The following is a 20174-nucleotide window of genomic DNA, read 5'->3' as shown; positions in this document are numbered from 1 at the left end:
CATCGACGTCGTCGATGAGCGCGGCTGGGTGCTCACCGAGGATGCCGGGTCCGCGACGGCCATGACCCGGCGCGTCGAGGCTGATGCGGACGAGGACGATATCCCCGCATTCGGTACCAATTCCGCCGGGGAGCGCCTGGTCGTGCTGGATGTCCTCAGCGATGAGGGCACGGTGATCGTCCTGGGCGGCTGGTACACGCCGCGGGAGCCGGGCAGTGGCGCGCGGGACATGGAGACTCAGGAATTCCGCCTGGAGCTGATGAGGATCCGATTGTCCGACGGCACCATCACGGGCGGCCTCGCCCTGGGGACGCATACCCTCATCGTGAACGACTTCCTGGGCAGGTTCCTGTCCTGGGTGGATGCCGACGCCGTCATGGCACTCGTGAACGAGTCCCTCTTCCATACTGCCCTCGCCGTGGTGGTCGACCTGGGGACTATGACAGCGCGCCTGGACACCGCCGGCCTCACCGAGGCCTCCGGCGGTTCCCCCTTCTTCACGCGCCTCAGGGGCCGCGCTGTCGGGTACGGCGATGAACCCCCGGAGGGCAGATCCTTGGGCGAGTTCTCCCGGTGCCTGGACGCGCGCGACGGCACGCGCATCGAAGCGGAGCCCGGGTGGATGATCCTCGGGCTCTTCGACGATTGGATGTTCACCTGCCCCCGCCCGCAGCAGCGCGCCTCCGATCCTGCGACCGGCCTTCGATCGACCAACCTGCGGACGCGGGAGACCATCGACGTGGGTCATGCCATCGCCCCGCTCTGGTTGGGGAACCTGTGCTACAAGGACGGTCTCATCATCTCCGTCGGCGCGCAGGACCCCGGTGGAGTCCCCCATGAGGTGCTCCGGCCCGGCGCGGGATCGGCGGTCCCGCTGCCTCACCGGACCGAGCACGCGGCGGTTCACGGCGGTGCGGTGTGGACAGTGCTCAGCAGTGGGACATCGCAGCCGCATCAGGACATCGTCTGCTGGGACCCGGACACGGGCGAGGAGATGGGGCGGACTCGCATCAAGGGCCGGCCCGGGATCGTCGGTCTGAACGCCTGGGGCGCCTGGAGTCTCAGTGCCTTCTACCCCGCCACCGCTTGGATGACCGGCGCCCGGGAATCGAAGGGCGCCGCACACCCGCAGGCATGAATCCCGCAGCGCGCCGGGTGGCTCGGGTCGAGCGCGGCGTGATCCCGACTGTGATCCCGCGCGGGCCGACGGCGCGCACCGGCGCTCAGAGCGCCGCGGGGTAGTCGGCTGGGTCGTAGTCCTGCTCGGGGTCGCCCGGCCAGCCGTAGCCCCGTCCCCTGTCCAGAGCCGCCAGCCGCTCAAGATCGGTTCCGGTCAGAGCGAGGTCAGCGGCGGCCAGATTCTCCACCATCCGCTCGCGGCGCGTCGTCTTGGGGATCGTGATGACACCGGTGGTCAGCTGGAATGCGAGCGCCACCTGCGCGGGCGTGGCGCCGTGATCGGCGGCGATCTCGGCGAGCAGCGGCTCGCGCAGCACGCCCGCCCCGGTGGAGCCCAGCGGACTCCAGGCCTCCATGGCGATGCCGGCGTCGTCCAGGAGCGGGCGCAGACGGCGCTGCTGGTAGCGCACGGAGTGCTCCACCTGGTCCACGGCCGGGCGAATGCCGCCAGCCGCCAGGATCTCGCCGAGCCGGCGCCCGTAGAAGTTCGACACCCCGATGGATCTCACGTCCCCGCCGGCCACGGCCTCCTCCATGGCGCGCCACGTCCCCAGGGAGTCGCGCAGGGGCCAGTGGATGAGCAGCAGGTCGATGCGGCCGATGTCGAGCGCGGCCAGGGACTCGTCGATGGCGCGCCGGGCCGCGCGACGCCCGGAGGCGAAGATCTTCGTGGTCACGAAGACATCCTCGCGGGCGAGCCCCTGGGTCATGGCGGCGCGCACGGCCGCGCCGACGCCCGCCTCGTTGCCGTACTCCTGCGCGGTGTCGAGGTGCCGGTATCCGACGTCGAGGGCATCGCGTGCGGCGCGCTCCGTCTGGGCCGGTGGGACCTGGTAGACGCCCAGGCCCAGCACGGGGATATCGACTCCTTCGGCGATCGTCCGGGTTCTCATGATGCTCCTTCCGGGATTCAGCAGGTGGTGGCGCGGTGGATGCTTCGGAATGCTGCGGGAGCGGACCCTGCGGTGCCGCAACCCCCATTCCCGGGCCGCGCCGCGCCGGGAACGGGGGCTACGGGCTCAGACCTCCAGGAGGACCTTGATCTCGCGGCGCTCATCCATGGCCTTGTAGGCCTCGGCGGCCTCCTCCAGCGGCAGGCGCCTGGTGAAGACACGGCCGGGGTGGATCTCCCCGGCGTCGATGCGCTTGATGAGGTCGGGCAGGAAGCGGCGCACGGGGGCGGGCCCGCCCTCGAGGTGGACCTCGCGGAAGAACAGGTCGAGGCCGTTGATCGTCTGGTCGTGGGAGACGCCGACGAAGCCGATGTAGCCGCCGGGACGGCATGAGGCCAGCGCCTGGTCCATGGACAGCTGGGATCCCACGGCCTCGCACACGCCGTGCGCACCGTAGCCGTTCGTCAGCTCCTTGACCTTCGCCGCGCCCTCCTCGCCGCGTTCGGCGATGACGACGTCGGCCCCGAACTCGCGGGCCAGCGCGGCGCGGTCCTCGTGGCGGGAGAAGGCGATGACCCGCTCGGCCCCCAGCGACTTGGCGGCCAGGACCGCCGAGAGCCCCACGGCGCCGTCGCCCACGACGGCGATCGTCCTGCCCGGACCGGCGTTCGCGGCGACGGCGGCGTACCAGCCGGTGCCCAGGACGTCCGAGGCGGCGAGGTAGTCGGCGAGGCGCTCGGGGTCGTCCGGCTCGCCGCCGGGGACCTTCACCAGGGAGCCATCGGCGAGCTCGACGCGCATGTACTCGGCCTGGCTGCCGGTGTAGTGGCCGGCATTGGCGCAGCGCGAGGGATAACCGGCCCGGCAGATCTCGCAGGTGCCGTCGGAGAGCATGAAGGAGCCGATGACGAAGTCCCCGAGCTCCAGGGTGCGGACATCCTCGCCCTTCTCAACGATGGTGCCGACGTACTCGTGGCCCATGTACTGGTGGTCGACGGGCTGGGCGCCCCGGTAGGGCCACAGGTCGGAGCCGCACACGCAGGCGGCGGCGAGCTTGATGACGACATCGCCGGGACCCGCCACGCGCGGCGTCTCGATGGTCTCCACGGCGACATCGCCGGGTGCGTTCATGACGACTGCGCGCATGGTGGCGGGCAGGACGGGGGCGGTCGGTGCGGTGGTGCTCATGGCGGGGCCTCTCTGATAAGAATCCGTCGATGCATCAGAGCCTACGGAGGCCGCCGCACTCGCAGCCAGGCCCTCTCAGTACCGGGCAGACCCCGCCGGGCGGGCGTCAGGGTCGGCGGGGGAGGGGCAGCACCATGGGCGTGCCCGTCAGCGGGTCGCTCATGACCCGCACGGGCAGCCCGAACGCCTCCTCCACGACCTCCTCCGTGATGACCTCCGACGGCGCCCCATGGGCCAGGATCCGCCCCGAGCGCATGGCGATCACGCGATCGGCGTAACGGCAGGCCTGGTTGAGGTCGTGCAGCACCGCCACGATCGTCGTGCCGAGGGAGGCGTTGAGCTCGCGGCACAGCTCGAGGACCTCCACCTGGTGGGCCAGGTCGAGGAAGGTCGTGGGCTCATCGAGCAGCAGGATGTCCGTGCGCTGGGCCAGGGCCATGGCGATCCACGCGCGCTGGCGCTGCCCGCCGGACAGCGAGGAGACCCGGCGGCCCGCCAGGCCCGTCACGTCGGCGCGATCCATGGCCTCGCTGACAGCCTCGTCGTCCTCGGGCGACCACTGGTGGAGCACCGACTGATGGGGGTAGCGGCCCCGGGCCACGAGCTCGTGGACGGTGATCCCCTCCGGGGCGATCGACGACTGGGCGAGAAGGCCCACGCGCCGGGCGAAGGCCTTGGGGCGCATCCGAGTGACCGGCGTGCCATCGAGGACGACGGCGCCGACGTCGGGGGACAGGACCCTGCTGAGGGCGCGCAGGAGGGTGGACTTCCCGCAGGCGTTGGGACCCACGATCATCGTCACCTCGCCCGGCGCGATCCCCACGGAGAGCCCCTCGATGATCGGGCGGCGGGGCTGGTAGGAGAGCGTGACCGCCTCTGCGGCCAGACCCGGCGCGCCGTCGGGCGCGGAATCGTCGGCGGGCGCCCGGCGACTGCGAAGGCCCCGCCTCACTTGACCGTCGTCGAGACGGTCGTCAGGACGAAGCGTGCGGCCGTCGGCCCGGCGTTGAGGTAGAAGGGGTCGTCCTCCACCTGGATCGCCCGGCCGGCGGCGACGGCCCCGAGCGTGGGCCACAGCGCCGCCGAGGTCAGGGAGGAGGCGTCGCCCTGCACGCCGTAGAGGATCCAGGAGGCGTCGGCCTGGTCGAGCTGCTCGGCGGAGATGTCATGGGAGGTGTCCTCGGTGAAGGACTGACTCTCCGGGCGGGCCACGCCCATGTCCGCCAGGACGGATCCGGCGAAGGAGATCGCCCCGAAGATCCTCGTGCGGTCGCCGTTCTTGCGCAGCAGGGACACGGTGGCGGCGCTATCGATGGACTTCCCGGCCGCGGCGGCGTCGGAGTGGAAGACATCCAGCCAGGTGCGGGCCGCGTCGACCTTCCCCAGGGCGTCCGCCAGGAGGAGGAAGTCCTGCTTCCAGTACTGGCCCGTGCCCTGCGTGACGACGGTGGGCGCGATGCTGGACAGGGTGGTGTGGAGGGCCGCCGGATCCTTGCCGGAGTTGTTGACGAGGATGAGGTCCGGGGCGAGGTTGGAGATCGCCTCCACGTTCGGCTCCTTGCGCGAACCGACCTCGGTGATCGCCCCCAGTGCGCCGGCCTGCTCCGGGAAGGCCTTGGTCAGGTAGCCGGGGACGGTGGATGCTCCGTCGCCGGCGGCGGCGCCCACCGGGACGATCCCGAGGGTGAGCGCGGCGTCGAGCTGGCCGGTGGAGATGATGACGACCTTCGCCGGGGCCGCCTGGATCGTCGTTGAACCCTGGAAATGGGCGACCGTGCGGGGGAAGACGCCGTCGGCCTGGCCCGAACCCATTCCCTCGGGGATCGTGGTGGGAATGGAGGAGGTGGGGGCGGAGGCACTGGGGACGGCCGAGGACTCGCCGGTGGCGGAGGCGCCCTTGCCGCCGGACGAGGAGCACGCGGCGAGGATGGGCAGTGCCGCGGCGAGGCCGGCGGCGGAGAGCAGGGTGCGTCGACTGTGGAGATGAATCATGTGGATAGGCTAACCTCATCGCGTGCGAGCTGCCCATGCATGCGCGCGGATCGGGCGCGCCCCCGGCCCCAGGAGCGCCCCCACGGCCCGCCTCCTGCTCCTGGCCGCAGTAGGGGCCGTGATCCTCGCCCTCCTGGTGGTGCTGAGCCTGGCTATCGGCTCGCGACAGCTCGGCCTGGGCGAGACGGTGCATGGCCTGCTCGCCCACGACCGCAGCGTCCCCTCCATCATCGTCTGGCGACTGCGCATGCCGCGCACACTCCTGGCCATCGGGGCCGGGGCCGGACTCGCCGTTGCCGGCGTCGTCATGCAGGCCCTCACCCGCAATCCCCTCGCAGAGCCCGGCATCCTGGGGGTCAACGCGGGCGCGGCGCTCGCCGTCGTCCTATCGATCTCCCTGCTGGGGCTCACCGACGTCACGGGCTACCTCTGGTTCGCCTTCGCCGGAGCCGCGGCCGCCGCCGGGCTCGTCCAGCTCATGGCCGGCCGCTCCGGCCGGGCCGGGCCGACGCGCCTCGTCCTCGCCGGGGTCGCCCTGGGTGCCTCCCTGGGCTCCATCACCGGTACCATCACCATGCGCGACACGGAGGCCTTCGACTCCTACCGCTTCTGGGTGGTGGGTTCCCTGGAGGGGCGCTCGGCCGGGGTACTGGCGTGGGTCTCGTCCTTCCTCCTGGTGGGGCTCGTCCTGGCGATGGCCTCGGGGCACGCCCTCAACGCGCTGGCGCTGGGGCCGGAGCAGGCCGGCGCGCTCGGCGTGCGCATCGGTGCCGTGCGCGCCCTGGCGCTGGTCTCCATCACGCTCCTGTGCGGGGCGACGACGGCGGCCATCGGACCGATCTCCTTCGTGGGGCTCGTGGTCCCCCATGCGTTGCGCCTCCTCCTGGGCGCTGATCAGCGGCGCATCCTCGCGGCGTCCCTCCTCGCCGGGCCCGCGCTGCTGCTGCTCGCCGATGTCGTCGGGCGGTGGCTCATCCGGCCCGACGAGCTGGAGGCTGGCGTGGTGACCGCGTTCCTCGGGGGCCCCGTCCTCATCGGCCTCGTGCTCGCCCGCCCGAGGCGGCGCGCGTGAGCCGGCGGGACGACGGCGCAGCGGAGGGGAGGGGCGCCGACTCGCCTCGCCCCGCCGCATGCCTGGGAGCCCCGAGGCCGGAGCTCGCCGTGCCCCTGGGGCGGGGCCGCTCGATCCTGCTCCACCGGCGCGCCCTGGCAGTCACGCTTCTCCTGCTCCTGGCGGCGCTGATCGTGAGCACCGGTGCCCTTCTCACCGGCGCCTACCGGCTCTCCGCCCCCGACGCGATGGCGGTCCTCGCCGGCTCCGGCGGTGACCTGGACAGGTTCATCGTGCTCGACCAGCGCCTTCCGCGGGCCCTCGCCGCCCTGCTCGTCGGGGCGCTGCTCGCGGTGGCCGGCGCCGTCTTCCAATCGCTGTCCCGCAACCCCCTGGGCAGCCCCGACATCGTCGGCTTCACGAAGGGCGCCACCACCGGGGGGCTCGTGGTCATCCTCCTGACCACGGCGTCATCCCTGCCGATGATCGCGATGGGGACGATCCTGGGCGGCTTCGCCACGGCCGCGCTCGTCGTGCTCGTGGCCCTGCGGCGCGACGCGAGCGGCGACGCCCTCATCCTGGCCGGCATCGCCCTGTCCCAGATGCTCGCCGCGGGCAACGACTACCTGCTCGCCCGCGCCACGATCGAGAGCGCCGAGGCCGCCAAGGCCTGGCAATTCGGCTCCCTCAACGCGATCACCTGGCCGCAGGTGCGCCCGCTCGTCGTTGCGGCCGCTCTTCTCCTGCCGCTCATCGCGTGGCTCGGCCGACCCGCCGGGATCCTCGAGCTCGGCGACGACGCCGCCACGGCCCTGGGGTTGAGTGCCGCGCGGGCTCGCGGCATCCTCCTGGGCTACGGAGTGGTCCTGGCGGCCGTCTGCGTGGCGGTGAGCGGGCCCATCGCCTTCCTGGCGCTCGCGGCCCCCCAACTGGCGCGCCGTGCCTCCCACTCAGCGGGCATCGCCCTGGGGGCCTCAGCCGCGATGGGCGCCCTCCTCCTCGCCCTGGCCGACTTCCTCGCCGCCCGTCTCCTCTCCCCGTTCCAGATCCCGGTGGGCCTGGTCGGTGCCGCCTGCGGGGGCCTGTATCTGCTGTGGTTCGTCGGTCTGCGCGGGGAGAGGCCATGACCCATGGAGGATGGCGAGGTTTGAGGATTGCTTGGGCGATTCACCGCCAAGAGTGGATCGCTCGCTCTCGCAGATGCCTTCTGACCTGCGTCATCGTCTAACGTGACATAGTGTCACAAAAAGGAATCCTCAAACCTCGCCACTTCGACCGCCGCAGGCGTGCGGATCAACCGCGCGGGACGACGCGGACCTCGACGGCCTTGATGACGGCGATGAGCTCGCGGTCGGGGGCGATGCCGAGCTGGGCCACCGCGCCCGCCGTCACCGAGGCGGCCAGGCGGTGCCCTCCGCTCTCCAGGCCCACCGACACCAGGGCTCCCGAGCGCTCCACCGTGCGCACGATGACGGGCAGCGCGTTGCGCGGCGAGCCCGAGGGGGCCTCCTCGTAGAGGGCCACGGCGTCCGGCGGGACGAGCGCGGCCGCGGGCTCGCCCTCCTTGATCTCCTGGCCCGGGCGCCCATGGATGACCAGTCCGGACCCCAGATCGACGCGGGGATCCTCCCGGCTGCCCGCAGCGGTGCCCATGAGGATCGAAGTGCCGGTCAAGCGCGCGGTGAAGTCGCTTCCCGGGGCCGACAGCACCCGCGCCGCCTCCCCGCGCTCGACCACTCGCCCCGCCTCCAGGACGACGACGTCGTCGCCCAGGGAGGCGATGTCGAGCACGTCATGGGTGACGAGCAGGACCGTCAGGCCCTCCTCGCTCGCCCGCCGCGCCACGAGGGCCCGCATCTCCTGGCGGGCCCCCACGTCGAGGGCTGCCATGGGCTCATCGAGGATGAGCGCGCGGGGCGAGGTCGCCAGCGCCCGTGCCAGGGCCACCCGCGCGGCCTGGCCGCCGGAGAGCGCGCCCCCGGATCGCACGGCGAGGTGCTCCGCGCCGACGGCAGCCAGTTCCGCCCGGGCCCGCCGCCGTGAGGCCCGGCGCCCCAGGCCCTGGCAGCGCGGCCCGAAGGCGACGTTCTCCAGCACGGACATGTGCGCGAACAGCCCCGGCTCCTGGGAGAGAAGGGCGATCCCGCGACGCCCCGCGGGTACGAAGCCCTCGGCGCCGTCGAGCACGCGCTCCCCGAGCCGGACCTCGCCGCCGGTGGCGTCGAGGAGCCCCGCCGCCACGAGGCAGACCGTGGACTTCCCCGAGCCGTTGGGGCCGATGACGGCCAGCGTGCGCCCCGCTCCGATCTCCAGGGACATCGACACGCCGCGCTCGGCGGAGGTGAAGGAGAGCGCCAGCGGCAGGCTGCGCGCGCGAGGTTGATCGGGGCGAGGCGGCCCCTGTTCCTCGTGGGGCGGGGGCGCGGGGATGCGCCACCGCCGCACCAGCATCCCCCACGGCACTGTCGTCGCCCCCACGACCAGGGCGGAGGCGGCGATGAGGACGACGGCGAGCGCCAGCGCGGTGGCCGTGTCCTCCTCCCGCTGGAGGTAGATGGCCAGTGGCATCGTGCGCGTGACCCCCTCCTTCGAGCCCGCGAAGGCGATGGTGGCCCCGAACTCGCCGAGGGCCCGGCCCAGCGCCAGGGCGATCCCCCGCGCCAGCGCGGGTCCCACCATCGGCAGGACGACGCGGGTGAGCGTCCTCCACGGCCCGGCGCCGAGCGTGCGGGCGATCGTCTCGGCCCGCGTATCGCGCGAGCGCAGCGCCGCCTCGAGCGTGACCACCAGGAAGGGCATGGCGACGAAGACCTGCGCGATGACCACCGCCGTCGTCGAGAAGGCGATGCGCAGCCCCCAGGCGTCCAGCGCCCCTCCCAGCACCCCCTTCTTGCCGAGGGTCGACAGTAGCGCGATCCCCGCCACGACCGGCGGCATCGTCATCGGCAGGACGGCGAGCACCCGCGCCACGCGCACCCCGCGCCACTGCCGGGCCAGCAGCAGCGCCAGCGGCACCCCGAGGGCCGTGCAGATGACCGTCGAGGCCAGGCAGGTGCGCAGCGACAGGCCCAGCGCCGCCGTGGCGGAGGGGGAGGACAGCAGCTCCGGCAGACGGCCCCAGGCGACCCGCGTCCCCATGCCCGCCAGGGGCAGGATGATGAGCGCCGCCCCGGCCAGTCCGAGAAGCACCACCATCAGTGGCAGTGGGGCGCGGGCGGCCCGGGAGCGGCGCGGCAGCGGCCATCGGGCCGCCCGGGCGCCCATCACTGGCCCGGGGCGCCGAAGCCGTGCTCGGCGAGGATCGCCTGGCCCTCGCTGCCGTGCACGAAGTCGACGAAGGCCCGGGCGGCGGACGGGTTGGAGGCTGCGGATGCCACCGCCAGCGGGTAGTGGTTGACGACGCCGCCGTCGGGGATCGTGACCTCATCCGACGCGCTCCCGGAGGCCGCCGCGTCGGTCTTGTAGACGATGCCGGCGTCGGCCTCGCCCGACTCCACCTTGGCGCGCACGTCGGTCACCCTCTGCTCCTCGGAGGAGGGGGACAGGGCGATGCCCAGCGCCTCCTCGAGCTTGTTCGTGGCGTTGCCGCAGGGGACGGCGTCGGCGCAGATGACGAGGTCCTTGCCGGCCAGTGAGGGGTCCAGGCCGGTGATGCCCCCGGGGTTGCCCGGCGGGACGATGAGGGCGAGCCGGTTGGTGGCGAACTCGGAGGGCTCCGCGACGAGGGACTGCTCTGTGGCCGAGGCCATCGACCTCTCGTCGGCGGTGGCCAGGACATCGGCCTCCGCGCCGTTGGCGAGATCGGAGACGAGGTCCTGGGACCCCTGGAAGTCGTAGGTGATCGTCAGGCCGGGGTTCTTCTCGGTGAGCGCGGCCCCGATCTCCTCGAAGGACTCCTTGAGGGAGGACGCCGCGAAGACGGTGAGGGCCCCGGAGACCGGGGCGGCGCCGTCGGCGGAGGCCTGCGCGGCCGAGTCGGCGGGCGCCGGGGCCGAGGAGGATGAGGCCCCGGAGCACGCCGCCAGCGCGCAGGCGGGCGCGAGGAGGAGCGCGGTCAGGGCCGCGCGGCTCGGGGCGGGAGGACGGCGCATGGGCGCAGTATCCCTCCTACGCCCCCTCGGAGGCGGCGACGTCGTCGGGGCCCTGATTCCCCGTGCCCTGCGTGCGCACCGGGTCCCAGCCGCGCCGGGGGGCGACGGTCGAGGCACGCGGTGCGCGGGAGCGGTAGACCACGTAGGGCCGGGTCATGTAGCCCACGGGGGCCGAGACCACATGAACCAGTCGAGTGAAGGGCCAGATCGCGAAGAGCAGCAGGCCGGCGACGATGTGCAGCTTGAAGACCATCGGGACGTCCGCCATGAGGCCGGGCTCGGGGCTCAGCAGGAAGATCGAGCGGAACCAGGGGCTGATCGTCTCGCGGTAGTCGTAGCCGTGCTCGCCGCCGAAGAGCTGGGTGGTGATGGTGGCGCAAGCCCCCAGGAGGATCGGGATGAGCAGCATGACGTACATGACGACGTCGCCCCGCGTGGTCGCCAGGCGCACGGACTTGACCACGATGCGCCGGTAGAGCAGGCCTCCCAGCCCGATGATCGTCATCAGCCCGGCGATGGTTCCGGGGATGACCGCCATGAGGTGATAGGCGCGCTCGGGGATGCCCACGGCCTCGGTGAGGGACTTGGGGATCACGAGCCCCATGAAGTGCCCGAGGGCCACGAGCAGCACCCCGAAGTGGAACAGCGGGGAGGACCAGCGCAGGATCCGGTTCTCATGCCACTGCGAGGAGCGGGAGGTCCAGCCGTACTGATCCGTGCGCCACCGCCACCACAGGCCGACGGCCAGGAGGAGGAAGGCGGCGTAGGGCAGGCCGACCCACAGGACGTAGTGCTCGAAGGTGCTCATGCTCACTCCTGGACTGGGGCGACGCCGAGGACGGCCTCGCTCTGGAACTGCTGGAAGGGGCCCGCGAGGGGCATCGAGACGGGCATTGAGACGGGCACTGAGGGGAAGGGCAGGACCTCGGTGACACCCACGGTCTCCGTGGGAGGCCCCGCCGCGACGAGCCGGCGGATCCGCTCCGCGGTGGGCTCGTCCAGCGGCGCCAGGGTCATGCAGACCGCCTCGACGAGGCCGGCGTAGGGGGAGCCGATATCCGTCAGGGCGCTGCGAAGCACCTCGATGCCCTCGCGATGCGAGGCGAGCAGGGCGCCCGCGATCTCGTCGCCGCGCTCGGCGCTGCGCGCGGAGAACTCCAGGACCACCGGCAGGTAGTCGGGGAGCTCGTCGCCGGCCATCTCGTAGCCGGATGCGGCCAGGGCCTGTTTGAAGGCCACGAGGGCGGCCCCGCGCTGGCGCGTGTCGCCCACCGCGTAGTAGGTGAGGTACAGGCAGCAGCGCCGGCGCCGGTCGAAGACGTCCACGTAGTGCTCGGCCAGGGCGCGCTCCCCGCGCTCGCGGGCATCGGCCACGAAGCCGGCCAGGCGCTCCCGCACGGGAGAGGGCACGCCGGCCAGCGCCTCCTCAACGGCGTCCAGGCGCCTGCCCAGCTCCCCCTCGGAGGGGTAATCCAGGAGGAGCGAGGCGCACATGTGCACCGCGGCCCGCTGGGAGGCGGTCATCTCGACCGCCTCCAGGGGCTCCAGCGCCAGGGGCGGGCGCACGAACAGGGCGCCGGGAGCGCTCATCGAGGCGCCTCCCCGAGGCGCTCGACCACCGGGACCGGGCGGGTGTCGTCATCCTCCAGGGGCATGCCCAGGACGGGCATGCCGGGGCGATGCGCCGCGCCCAGGGCGTCCGGCCCCGACGCGGGCACGGGGGAGCGGCGGATGGTCGGCAGGGGCAGGGCCACCGGGCCGTTGCCCGGCTGCCCGTGGAGGCCCGAGGCGTCCGAGTGGCAGGCCGACGGCGCGCCGTCGCCCAGCAGCATGCGCACGTCCTCTCCCATGGCCGCCATGCCGCGGGGGATCTCCGGCTTGGCGGTGGGGATGACGTAGCGGTCGTCGTAGTTGGCGACGCCCAGCAGCTCGTACATGCTCCTCAGGGCGTCGCCGGTCATGCCGACGGCGGCGGCGATCTCCTCGTCGGGCTCCTGCCCCACGCGAATATCGCGCATGTAGGAGCGCATGGCGGCCAGGCGCCGCAGGACCCTCTCGACGACGTCGGTGTCGCCCGCCGTGAACAGTCCCGCCAGGTACTCCAGCGGGATGCGCATCTCGGACACGGCGGTCAGCAGCACCCTGTGGTTCTCCCCGTCCAGGCCCGCGGCCACGGCCTCGTCGACGATCGGCGAGAGCGGCGGGATGTACCAGACCATCGGCAGGGTGCGGTACTCGGGGTGGATCGGCAGGGCCACCTCGTAGGTGGAGATGAGGTCCCACACCGGCGACTGCTGAGCCGCGGTGATCCAGGTCTCCGGGACGCCCTCGGCGCGGGCGCCCCTGATGACCTCCGGGTCGTGGGGGTCCAGCAGGATGTCGCGCTGGGCCGTGTAGAGGTCGCGGGGATCCTCGACGGCGGCCGCCTCGGAGACGCGATCGGCGTCGTAGAGGAGGACGCCCAGGTAGCGCAGGCGGCCCACGCAGGTCTCGGAGCACACGGTCGGCATGCCGATCTCCAGGCGCGGGTAGCACAGGGTGCACTTCTCGGCCTTGCCGGAGGCGTGGTTGAAGTAGACCTTCTTGTAGGGGCAGGACGAGACGCACATGCGCCAGCCGCGGCAGGCGTCCTGGTCCACCAGCACGATGCCGTCCTCGGCGCGCTTGTACATGGCGCCGCTCGGGCAGGCCGACACGCAGGTGGGGTTGAGGCAGTGCTCGCAGATGCGCGGCAGGTAGAACATGAATGCGCGGTCGATCTCGGTGGAGACGCGCTCGTTCATGCGCGCGAGCACCGGGTCCTCGGCCATGGTCTCGGTCGAGCCGCCCAGGTTGTCATCCCAGTTGGGACCCCAGGAGATCGTCGGCATGTACTCGCCGGTCAACTGGGACTTGGCGCGGGCCACCGGCAGCGCGGGGGAGTCCTTGGGGGCCGACAGGAGCTTGTCGTACTCGTAGGTCCACGGCTCGTAGTAGTCCTCCACCACCGGCATGTCCGGGTTGGCGAAGATCGTGGCGAGCTTGCGCAGGCGCCCGCCGGAGCGGGGCTTGAGCCGCCCGCCCGGCGTGCGCACCCACCCGCCCTTCCACCGCTCCTGGTCCTCCCAGGCGCGCGGGTAGCCGACGCCCGGACGCGTCTCCACGTTGTTGAACCACATGTACTCGGTGCCCTCGCGGTTCGTCCAGGCCTGCTTGCAGGTCACCGAGCAGGTGTGGCAGCCGATGCACTTGTCCAGGTTCATCACCATGGCGATCTGTGCCATGACCTTCATCAGAACGTCACCTCCTGATTGGTCCGACGGCGGATCAGGGTGACCTCGTCGCGGTTGTTGCCCGTGGGGCCGATGTAGTTGAACGCGTAGGTGAACTGGCCGTAGCCGCCGGTGAAGTGGCTGGGCTTGAGGACGATGCGGGTCAGCGAGTTGTGCGTGCCGCCGCGACGCCCGGAGCGCTCGGTCAGCGGGGTGTTCATCGTGCGCTCCTGGGCGTGGTGCATGAGGACCATTCCCTCGGGCACGCGGTGCGAGACGTTGGCCCGGACCGCCACGATGCCGTTGCGGTTGTAGGCCTCCACCCACTCGTTGTCCCGCACCCCGATCTTCGCGGCGTCGGCGGGGCTCATCCACACCTGCTGGCCGCCCCGGCCCAGCGTGAGCATGTGGAGGTTGTCGTAGTACTGGGAGTGGATCGCCCACTTGTTGTGCGCGGTGATGTAGCGCACCGCCACCTCGACGGCGCCCTCCTCCGAGGGCCCCACGTGGCCCACGGGCTTCTCCCCGTACAGGGCGGTGAAGTCCAACGGGGGCCGGTACTGGGGGAGGGACTCCCCCATGTCGATCATCCAGTCGTGATCGAGGTAGTAGTGCATGCGGCCGGTGACCGTGTGCCACGGCTTGTCGTGCTCGACGTTGACGCAGAAAGCGGTGTAGCGGCGCCCCCCGTGCTCGGATCCGGACCACTCCGGGGTCGTGATGACGCCGACCGGCGCGTCCTGGGTCTGCCGGAAGGTGATCTGCTTGCCGGCCTCCTCCTGGCTCAGCTCGATGAGCTCGGTGCCGGTGCGCTTGGCGAGCGTGGCCCAGCCCTGGGTGGCCAGGCGCCCGTTGGTGGCCCCGGACATGTGCATGACGCCGTCGCCGGCCCGGATGGGGGTGTCCACGAGCGGGCGGCCCTGCGCAGCGCCGGAGCCCGTGCCGTGGGCTGCGGCGAGCGCGTCCATCTCCTTGTCGGGGATGAGCATGATGCCCTTGGCCGGGATGCCGGCCCTGTCCGCCAGTGGGCCCAGGGCGTTGAACTTGTTGAGGATCTGGGTGTAGTCGCGCTCCACGGGCACGAGCTTGGGCATGGTCACGCCCGGCACCCAGCCGTCCGGCAGTCCCGAGATGTCCCCGTGGGCCATGGTGAGGGCCTCGGGGGTGTCGTGGTTGATGGGCGCGGCGACGACGTCGGTCTGCGTGCCCAGATGGGTCGGCGCCCACTGCGAGACCATGCGCGCGAGCTGCTGGTAGATGTCGAAGTCGCTGCGGGCCTCCCACGGCGGGTCGATCGCCATGTTGAAGGAGTGGATGAAGGGGTGCATGTCCGTGGTGGACAGGTCGTACTTCTCGTACCACGTGGCCGCGGGCAGGACGATGTCGGAGTGCAGGGTCGTGGAGGTGTTGCGGAAGTCCGCCGTCCACATGAGATCGAGCTTGCCCTGGGGGGCCTCGCGCCAGGTGACCGAGGCCGGGCGCAGCGCCTCGGGGGTCTCCTGGGCGTTGACGTCGTTGTCGGCGCCGATCATGTGCCGCAGGAAGAACTCGGTGCCCTTGGCGGACGAGCCGAGCAGGTTGGTGCGCCAGTTGGCCAGGATTCTCGGGAAGTTCTCGGGGGCGTCGGGGTCCTCGCAGGCGAAGCGCAGCTCCCCGCTGGTCAGCTGGGAGACCACGTAGTCGGCCGCGCTCATGCCCGCCTCCCTGGCCTGCTGGCCCAGCAGCAGCGGGGAGCGGTTGAACGTGGGGTAGGAGGGCGTCCAGCCGCGCTTCATGGCCTCGACCATGACGTCGGTGGTGGTCTTGCCGGTCAGGGTGCCCGGGCCCAGCGGCGAGGCGACGCGCTCGGCCCGGGTGGCGTCGTAGCGCCACTGGCTGGTGGTCAGGTACCAGAAGCCGGTGGAGATCATGTGGCGCGGGGGGCGCGCCCAGTCCAGGGCGAAGGCCCACTGCTGCCACCCCCCGATGGGGCGGACCTTCTCCTGGCCCACGTAGTGCGCCCATCCGCCGCCGTTGACGCCCTGCGTGCCGCACATGGAGGTCAGCGCGAGGATCGTCCGGTAGATCTCGTCGGCGTGGTAGTAGTGGTTGATGCCCGCGCCCATGATGATCTGGGAGCGGCCGCGGGTCTGGGCGGCGTTGGTGGCGAAGTCGCGCGCCGCCCGGATGAGGGCGGGTCCGGAGACGCCGCAGTGCTCGGTGGCCCAGGCGGGCGTGCCCGGGACGGTGGCGTCCTGGTAGTCGGCCGGCCAGACCCCCGGCAGCCCCGGGCGCTCGACGGCGTAGTTCGCCAGGAGGATGTCGTAGACGGTGGTCACCAGCGTGCCGTCGGCCAGGCGGGTGGCGGGCACGCCCCGGTGGATGATGCCGCCGCCCACGGTGCCGGTGGGGGTGGCCGAGGCGGGCAGGTCGAAGCGGGGCAGGAGCAGCTCGGTGGGCTCCACCCGCAGGCCGGTGTCCTCCAGCTCCTCGATGCTCATGACCGGGTCGACGCCGTCCATGCGCAGGTTCCAGTGGCCGAGCCCCTCATCGGTGAAGCGGTCGGCCAGGGTGCCGCGCGGGTCGGCCGGGCCACTGGCGCGGTCCCACACCAGGGGGCGGAACTCGTTCTTCGGCATGCCCTCGGCGACGCCCGGGACGCGGTCGGCGGTGAGGAAGCGCCCGGGGATCATGCCGGTGCCGTCGGGGGCGCGCAGGAGCTCGACGAGGAAGGGGGCGTCGGTGCGCCTCCTCATGTAGTCCAGGAAGTAGGGGGTGCGCGCCCCGACGTGGAACTCCTTGAGGATGACGTGCCCCATCGCCATGGCGGCGGCGCCATCGGTGCCGGGGGCCACGCGCAGCCACTGATCGGCGAACTTCGTGTTGTCGGTGTAGTCGGGGGAGACCGCCACGACCTTCGTGCCGTGGTAGCGGGCCTCGGTCATGAAGTGCGCGTCGGGTGTGCGGGTGAGGGGGATGTTGGAGCCCCACATGATGAGGAACTCGGAGTTGTACCAGTCGCCGGCCTCGGGCACGTCCGTCTGGTCCCCGAAGACCTGGGGGGAGGCGGGCGGCAGGTCCGCGTACCAGTCGTAGAAGGACAGCATCGTGCCGCCGATGAGCTCGTGGAAGCGGGCGCCCGCCCCGTAGGAGATCATGGACATGGCGGGGATGACGGAGAAGCCGGCGCAGCGGTCCGGCCCCCAGGTGCGGATCGTGTGGACGTAGGCGGCCGCCATGATCTCCATGGCGTCATCCCAGCCGACCCTGACCATTCCGCCCTTGCCGCGGGCCGACTTGTAGGCCCGCGCGATCTCGGGGGTGTCGGTGATCTCCGCCCAGGCGGCGACGGCGTCGCCGGCGTTGCGCTCCTTGGCGGCGCGGAAGGCATCGAGCAGGACGGAGCGCACGTAGGGGTAGCGGATGCGCGTGGGGGAGTAGGTGTACCAGGAGAAGGCCGCGCCGCGCGGGCAGCCGCGGGGCTCGTAGTCGGGCATGTCCGCCGGGGTCGCCGGGTAGTTGGTGATCTGCTTCTCCCAGGTGATGACGCCGTCGGTCACGTAGACCTCCCAGGCGCATGAGCCGGTGCAGTTCACGCCGTGGGTGGAGTGGACCATCTTGTCGTGGCTCCACCGGTGGCGGTAGAAGGCGTCGGCCTCCCGGCCGCCCTCGAGGAAGAGCCTGCGCGCGTCGTTGGAGGCCTTGCCCCGGCGCAGGTAGGAGCCGAGGCTGTACAGGGACGCGCCGGGCTCGGCCACCGCTGCCGCATCCTCGGGGATCATCGGGGCGCTCGGCTGGGCGAGGTGCCTCGGGTCCGCTGGACTGGTCATCTGGGGTCCTCCAGTGGGAGTGTTCGGGTCGATGGGCGGAGAGGGCGACGGCGCGGTCACCGGTGCGGCCCCGGCGCCGCGGAGGGCTCCGGGCGCCGGGACCGGTCGTGATCAGCCGGGGCGCTTGGCATTCGGGCCCGCGTAGCGGATCCAGCAGATGACGGCGCACACCGCGCAGTAGGCGGCGCAGGCGAGGAAGAAGGTCGAGGCCGGCATCGCCGCCAGCGCCACGCCGACGAGGAAGGGGCCCAGGGAGGCGACGGCCGCGGTGAAGCCGATGGCGCCGCCGGCCTGGCGCTTGGGCATGATCATGGGCATCTGCTTGAAGGTGGCGGCGTTGCCGACGCCCGCGAAGAAGAACATGCCCAGCAGGCCGGCCATGAAGACCTTGAAGTCGCCGGCGGAGTCGACCATGGTCAGCTGCCAGCCGCAGAAGCCCAGCGTCGCCGCCATGCCGATCGCGGAGACGAAGGTCCAGATGGCCCCGCCGAAGCGGTCGCACAGCGGGCCCCAGGCGAAGCGCAGCAGCGAGCCGATGAAGGTGCCCAGGAAGGCGTAGCTGGCGCCCTTGGGCAGTCCGGTGAGTCCGGCGTCGGCCAGGGCGGAGGCGGCGCCGTAGTTGTTGTTGATGATGAGGGCCGTCTGGGCGGCGAACCCGGAGAAGATGCCGAAGGTCATGATGTACAGGATCGTCATGAGCCAGGTGTCGACATTGCCGAAGATGTCCAGCTGCTCCTTGATGTTCGCCTTGACCGGCACGTCCTTGAGGTAGGCGAAGGCGAGGAAGGCGGCCAGGACGGACCAGGGCAGGAAGAAGACGGTCGCGTTGACGACCCTGGGGGCGCCCTCGGAGTAGGGCTCCACCCAGGTCAGGCCGAACAGGGAGGTGGACATGAGGAAGGGCGCGGCGAGCTGGATGATGCCCGCGCCGATGTTGCCCAGTCCGCCCTGGAGGCCCAGCGCGGTGCCCGACAGGCGCTTGGGGAAGTAGAAGCCGGTGGAGGGCATGTAGCCGGAGAAGGTGGCGGCGCCGATGCCGCAGGCGAAGGCCAGGCCGAGGAGGATGCCGTAGGAGGTGGAGGGGTTCTGGACGGCGAAGAACCAGCCGAGCATCGGCAGCAGGTAGAGCAGTGAGGAGATGCCGATCATCTTGCGCGTGCCGATGGTGGCCGGCAGGAACATGTAGACCAGGCGCAGGAGGCCGCAGGACAGGCCGGGCATCGAGGTCAGCCAGTAGAGCTGGTTCTTGCTCAGCGCGAAGCCGATCTCGTTGAGGCGCGGGGCGATGGCGCTCGGCAGGAACCAGACCGTGAAGCCGAGCATGAGGGAGAAGGTGGTGATGGCCAGGGTGCGCCAGGCGATGGACGAGGACCAGTTCTCGGGCTCCTCGGGGTTCCATCCGGTGAGCGTCCGGCCGGTGGTGTCGAGCGTGGGCAAGATGTCTCCTGGGAGGTGGACGGCGTCGTCGTCGCCGAGCGCGCATCGTGATCGTTCACGGCGAATGCGCATGGCGAAGAGCCCCGCGAAGGGGGACCCGATCATGATGCCCGAAATATGCAGGAGTCGCCCGGTGTAAAGGTAAAGGCGCTGGCGGGGTGGCGGAAGGGGCGCGCCCTTCGAAGCGGGGCCTCCTCCCTTAAGGTCACGGACGAGTCACGTAATCCCGCCCCTCCTCCCGAGACCGGTCGAAAACGTCACCGAGACCGGTCGAAATGGCGATCGAGACCGGTCCTGGCGCCGCTACCGTGGGGCCATGAGCACTCCGACGCCCCCAGCCTCCGCCACCAGCGCCACGGCTCGCCCCGCCCCTGCGCCGACGGACGGGCCCATCGCTCAGAAGCGCCTCGCCCCCATGACCGGCACCGTGCGCGGGGCGGTCATCACCGTCTCCGACCGCTGCGCGAGCGGCGCCCGCCCTGACGAGTCCGGCCCCCTCGCCCAGCGCCTCCTGGCGGAGCACGGCGTCGTCGTCGAGGCCGTCCGGCTCATCCCCGACGGCGCCCAGGAGGTCCGCGCCGCCATCGAGGAGGCCATCGCCGACGGCGCCCGCGTCATCCTGACCACCGGCGGCACCGGCGTCACCCCCAGGGACCTCACGCCCGAGGGCACCGCTCCGCTCCTGGTCGCGCGCCTGGAGGGCATTGAGGCCCAGATCCGCTCCCACGGACTGACCAAGACGCCGCTCGCGGGCCTGTCCCGGGGATACGTGGGGGTCACCTCGCGCGACGCCGACGGCGTCCTCGTCGTCAACGCCCCCGGCTCCAAGGGCGGGGTCAAGGACTCGATCACCGTGGTCGGGCCGCTCATCCCGCATGTGCTGGAGCAGCTCGGCGGCGGGGATCACTGAGTCGGGATCCGCTGAGTCGGCTTCCGCGGGGACCGGGCGGGCCGTCCGGGCTCATCCCCGCCAGGCGCGCACCTGCTCCCAGGTGTCGAGGTCCGCGGCGGCCTCGGCCGTGCCGGTCACTTGCCGCACGCGCAGAGCCCCCAGCGCCCGGCGCACGGCGACATCCCGCAGTGGTCGGCCCCTCGGCGCCACCGCCCCGCGCAGCGCGGGGGTCCGGTAGGCGCCGAGCAGGTACTGCGCGCGATCCCCGGCCCGGGCGCAGGCGCCGTCCGCCCCCGCGCCGGCCCGCGCTCCGCGAAGTGCCCGCAGGAGCGCGGGCAGGGCGGCCGGGGCCCCGGGCGCGTCACAGGTGAGCACGGCGGTCACGGGCGCG

Annotated in this window: 14 protein-coding genes and 2 pseudogenes; 4 read left to right on the top strand and 12 right to left on the bottom strand. The window is 72.0% G+C overall.

Features of this window, described 5'->3' with window-relative positions; translation table 11 throughout:
- Positions 1-1138: pseudogene (locus tag B1H55_RS12555) on the top strand (hypothetical protein); the annotation flags it as partial.
- Between the two features lie 85 nt (positions 1139-1223).
- On the opposite strand, the gene B1H55_RS10785 reads toward B1H55_RS12555, so the two are convergent.
- From B1H55_RS10785 to B1H55_RS10770, 4 genes are all read right to left on the bottom strand, one after another.
- Positions 1224-2072: an aldo/keto reductase gene (locus tag B1H55_RS10785; RefSeq protein ID WP_077239867.1), complete on the bottom strand. Its 849-nt coding sequence runs from the start codon at positions 2070-2072 to the stop codon at positions 1224-1226.
- Positions 2073-2198: 126 nt separating this feature from the next.
- Positions 2199-3260, bottom strand: a complete 1062-nt coding sequence (locus B1H55_RS10780; RefSeq protein WP_077239868.1) for a zinc-binding dehydrogenase — start codon at positions 3258-3260, stop codon at positions 2199-2201.
- Between the two features lie 106 nt (positions 3261-3366).
- Complete coding sequence (locus tag B1H55_RS10775; RefSeq protein WP_096519501.1) at positions 3367-4212, bottom strand: ABC transporter ATP-binding protein; 846 nt, start codon at positions 4210-4212, stop codon at positions 3367-3369.
- A complete protein-coding gene (locus B1H55_RS10770; RefSeq protein ID WP_080461731.1) occupies positions 4209-5252 on the bottom strand; it encodes an ABC transporter substrate-binding protein in 1044 nt (347 codons plus the stop codon). The genes B1H55_RS10775 and B1H55_RS10770 overlap by 4 nt, the downstream gene beginning before the upstream one ends.
- Before the next feature lie 94 nt (positions 5253-5346).
- Here B1H55_RS10770 and B1H55_RS10765 point away from each other — a divergent pair, with 94 nt between their 5' ends.
- Both B1H55_RS10765 and B1H55_RS10760 read left to right on the top strand, forming a co-directional pair.
- A complete protein-coding gene (locus B1H55_RS10765) occupies positions 5347-6324 on the top strand; it encodes a FecCD family ABC transporter permease (protein WP_231953022.1) in 978 nt (325 codons plus the stop codon).
- Between the two features lie 62 nt (positions 6325-6386).
- Positions 6387-7430 carry a FecCD family ABC transporter permease gene (locus tag B1H55_RS10760; protein ID WP_096519608.1) on the top strand — a complete coding sequence of 348 codons (1044 nt, stop codon included), beginning with the start codon at positions 6387-6389 and terminating at the stop codon, positions 7428-7430.
- 166 nt (positions 7431-7596) lie between these two features.
- On the opposite strand, the gene B1H55_RS10755 is transcribed toward B1H55_RS10760, so the two are convergent.
- The 7 genes from B1H55_RS10755 to B1H55_RS10725 form a co-directional block, all read right to left on the bottom strand.
- Positions 7597-9498, bottom strand: coding sequence for an ATP-binding cassette domain-containing protein (locus tag B1H55_RS10755; RefSeq protein ID WP_231952602.1), 1902 nt, complete (start codon positions 9496-9498; stop codon positions 7597-7599).
- A 68-nt stretch (positions 9499-9566) separates the two neighbouring features.
- Entirely contained in the window at positions 9567-10394 is an 828-nt protein-coding gene (gene modA / locus B1H55_RS10750) for a molybdate ABC transporter substrate-binding protein (RefSeq protein WP_080461729.1), read from the bottom strand.
- Between the two features lie 16 nt (positions 10395-10410).
- The gene (gene narI, locus B1H55_RS10745) at positions 10411-11202 is read right to left on the bottom strand and encodes a respiratory nitrate reductase subunit gamma (RefSeq protein ID WP_077239871.1); all 792 of its coding nucleotides are present in this window, start codon (positions 11200-11202) and stop codon (positions 10411-10413) included.
- Between the two features lie 2 nt (positions 11203-11204).
- Positions 11205-11984: a nitrate reductase molybdenum cofactor assembly chaperone gene (gene narJ, locus B1H55_RS10740; protein WP_077239872.1), complete on the bottom strand. Its 780-nt coding sequence runs from the start codon at positions 11982-11984 to the stop codon at positions 11205-11207.
- Positions 11981-13666, bottom strand: coding sequence for a nitrate reductase subunit beta (gene narH, locus B1H55_RS10735; protein ID WP_073451108.1), 1686 nt, complete (start codon positions 13664-13666; stop codon positions 11981-11983). Before narH ends, narJ begins: the two co-directional genes overlap by 4 nt.
- Entirely contained in the window at positions 13666-17406 is a 3741-nt protein-coding gene (locus B1H55_RS10730) for a nitrate reductase subunit alpha (RefSeq protein ID WP_080461733.1), read from the bottom strand. Before B1H55_RS10730 ends, narH begins: the two co-directional genes overlap by 1 nt.
- Before the next feature lie 159 nt (positions 17407-17565).
- Positions 17566-18891, bottom strand: a complete 1326-nt coding sequence (locus B1H55_RS10725) for an MFS transporter (protein WP_172575587.1) — start codon at positions 18889-18891, stop codon at positions 17566-17568.
- 415 nt (positions 18892-19306) lie between these two features.
- Between B1H55_RS10725 and B1H55_RS10720 the strand changes: the two genes are divergently transcribed.
- Positions 19307-19801: a MogA/MoaB family molybdenum cofactor biosynthesis protein gene (locus B1H55_RS10720; RefSeq protein ID WP_073451110.1), complete on the top strand. Its 495-nt coding sequence runs from the start codon at positions 19307-19309 to the stop codon at positions 19799-19801.
- Between the two features lie 51 nt (positions 19802-19852).
- Here B1H55_RS10720 and B1H55_RS10715 read toward each other — a convergent pair.
- Positions 19853-20174 (bottom strand): annotated as a pseudogene (locus tag B1H55_RS10715) (molybdenum cofactor guanylyltransferase); the annotation flags it as partial.

The sequence above is a fragment of the Actinomyces denticolens genome (assembly GCF_002072185.1).
GTDB classification, from domain to species: domain Bacteria; phylum Actinomycetota; class Actinomycetes; order Actinomycetales; family Actinomycetaceae; genus Actinomyces; species Actinomyces denticolens.
Note: the sequence above shows the minus strand (reverse complement) of the source record. Positions and strands in the feature narration are given on the sequence as shown.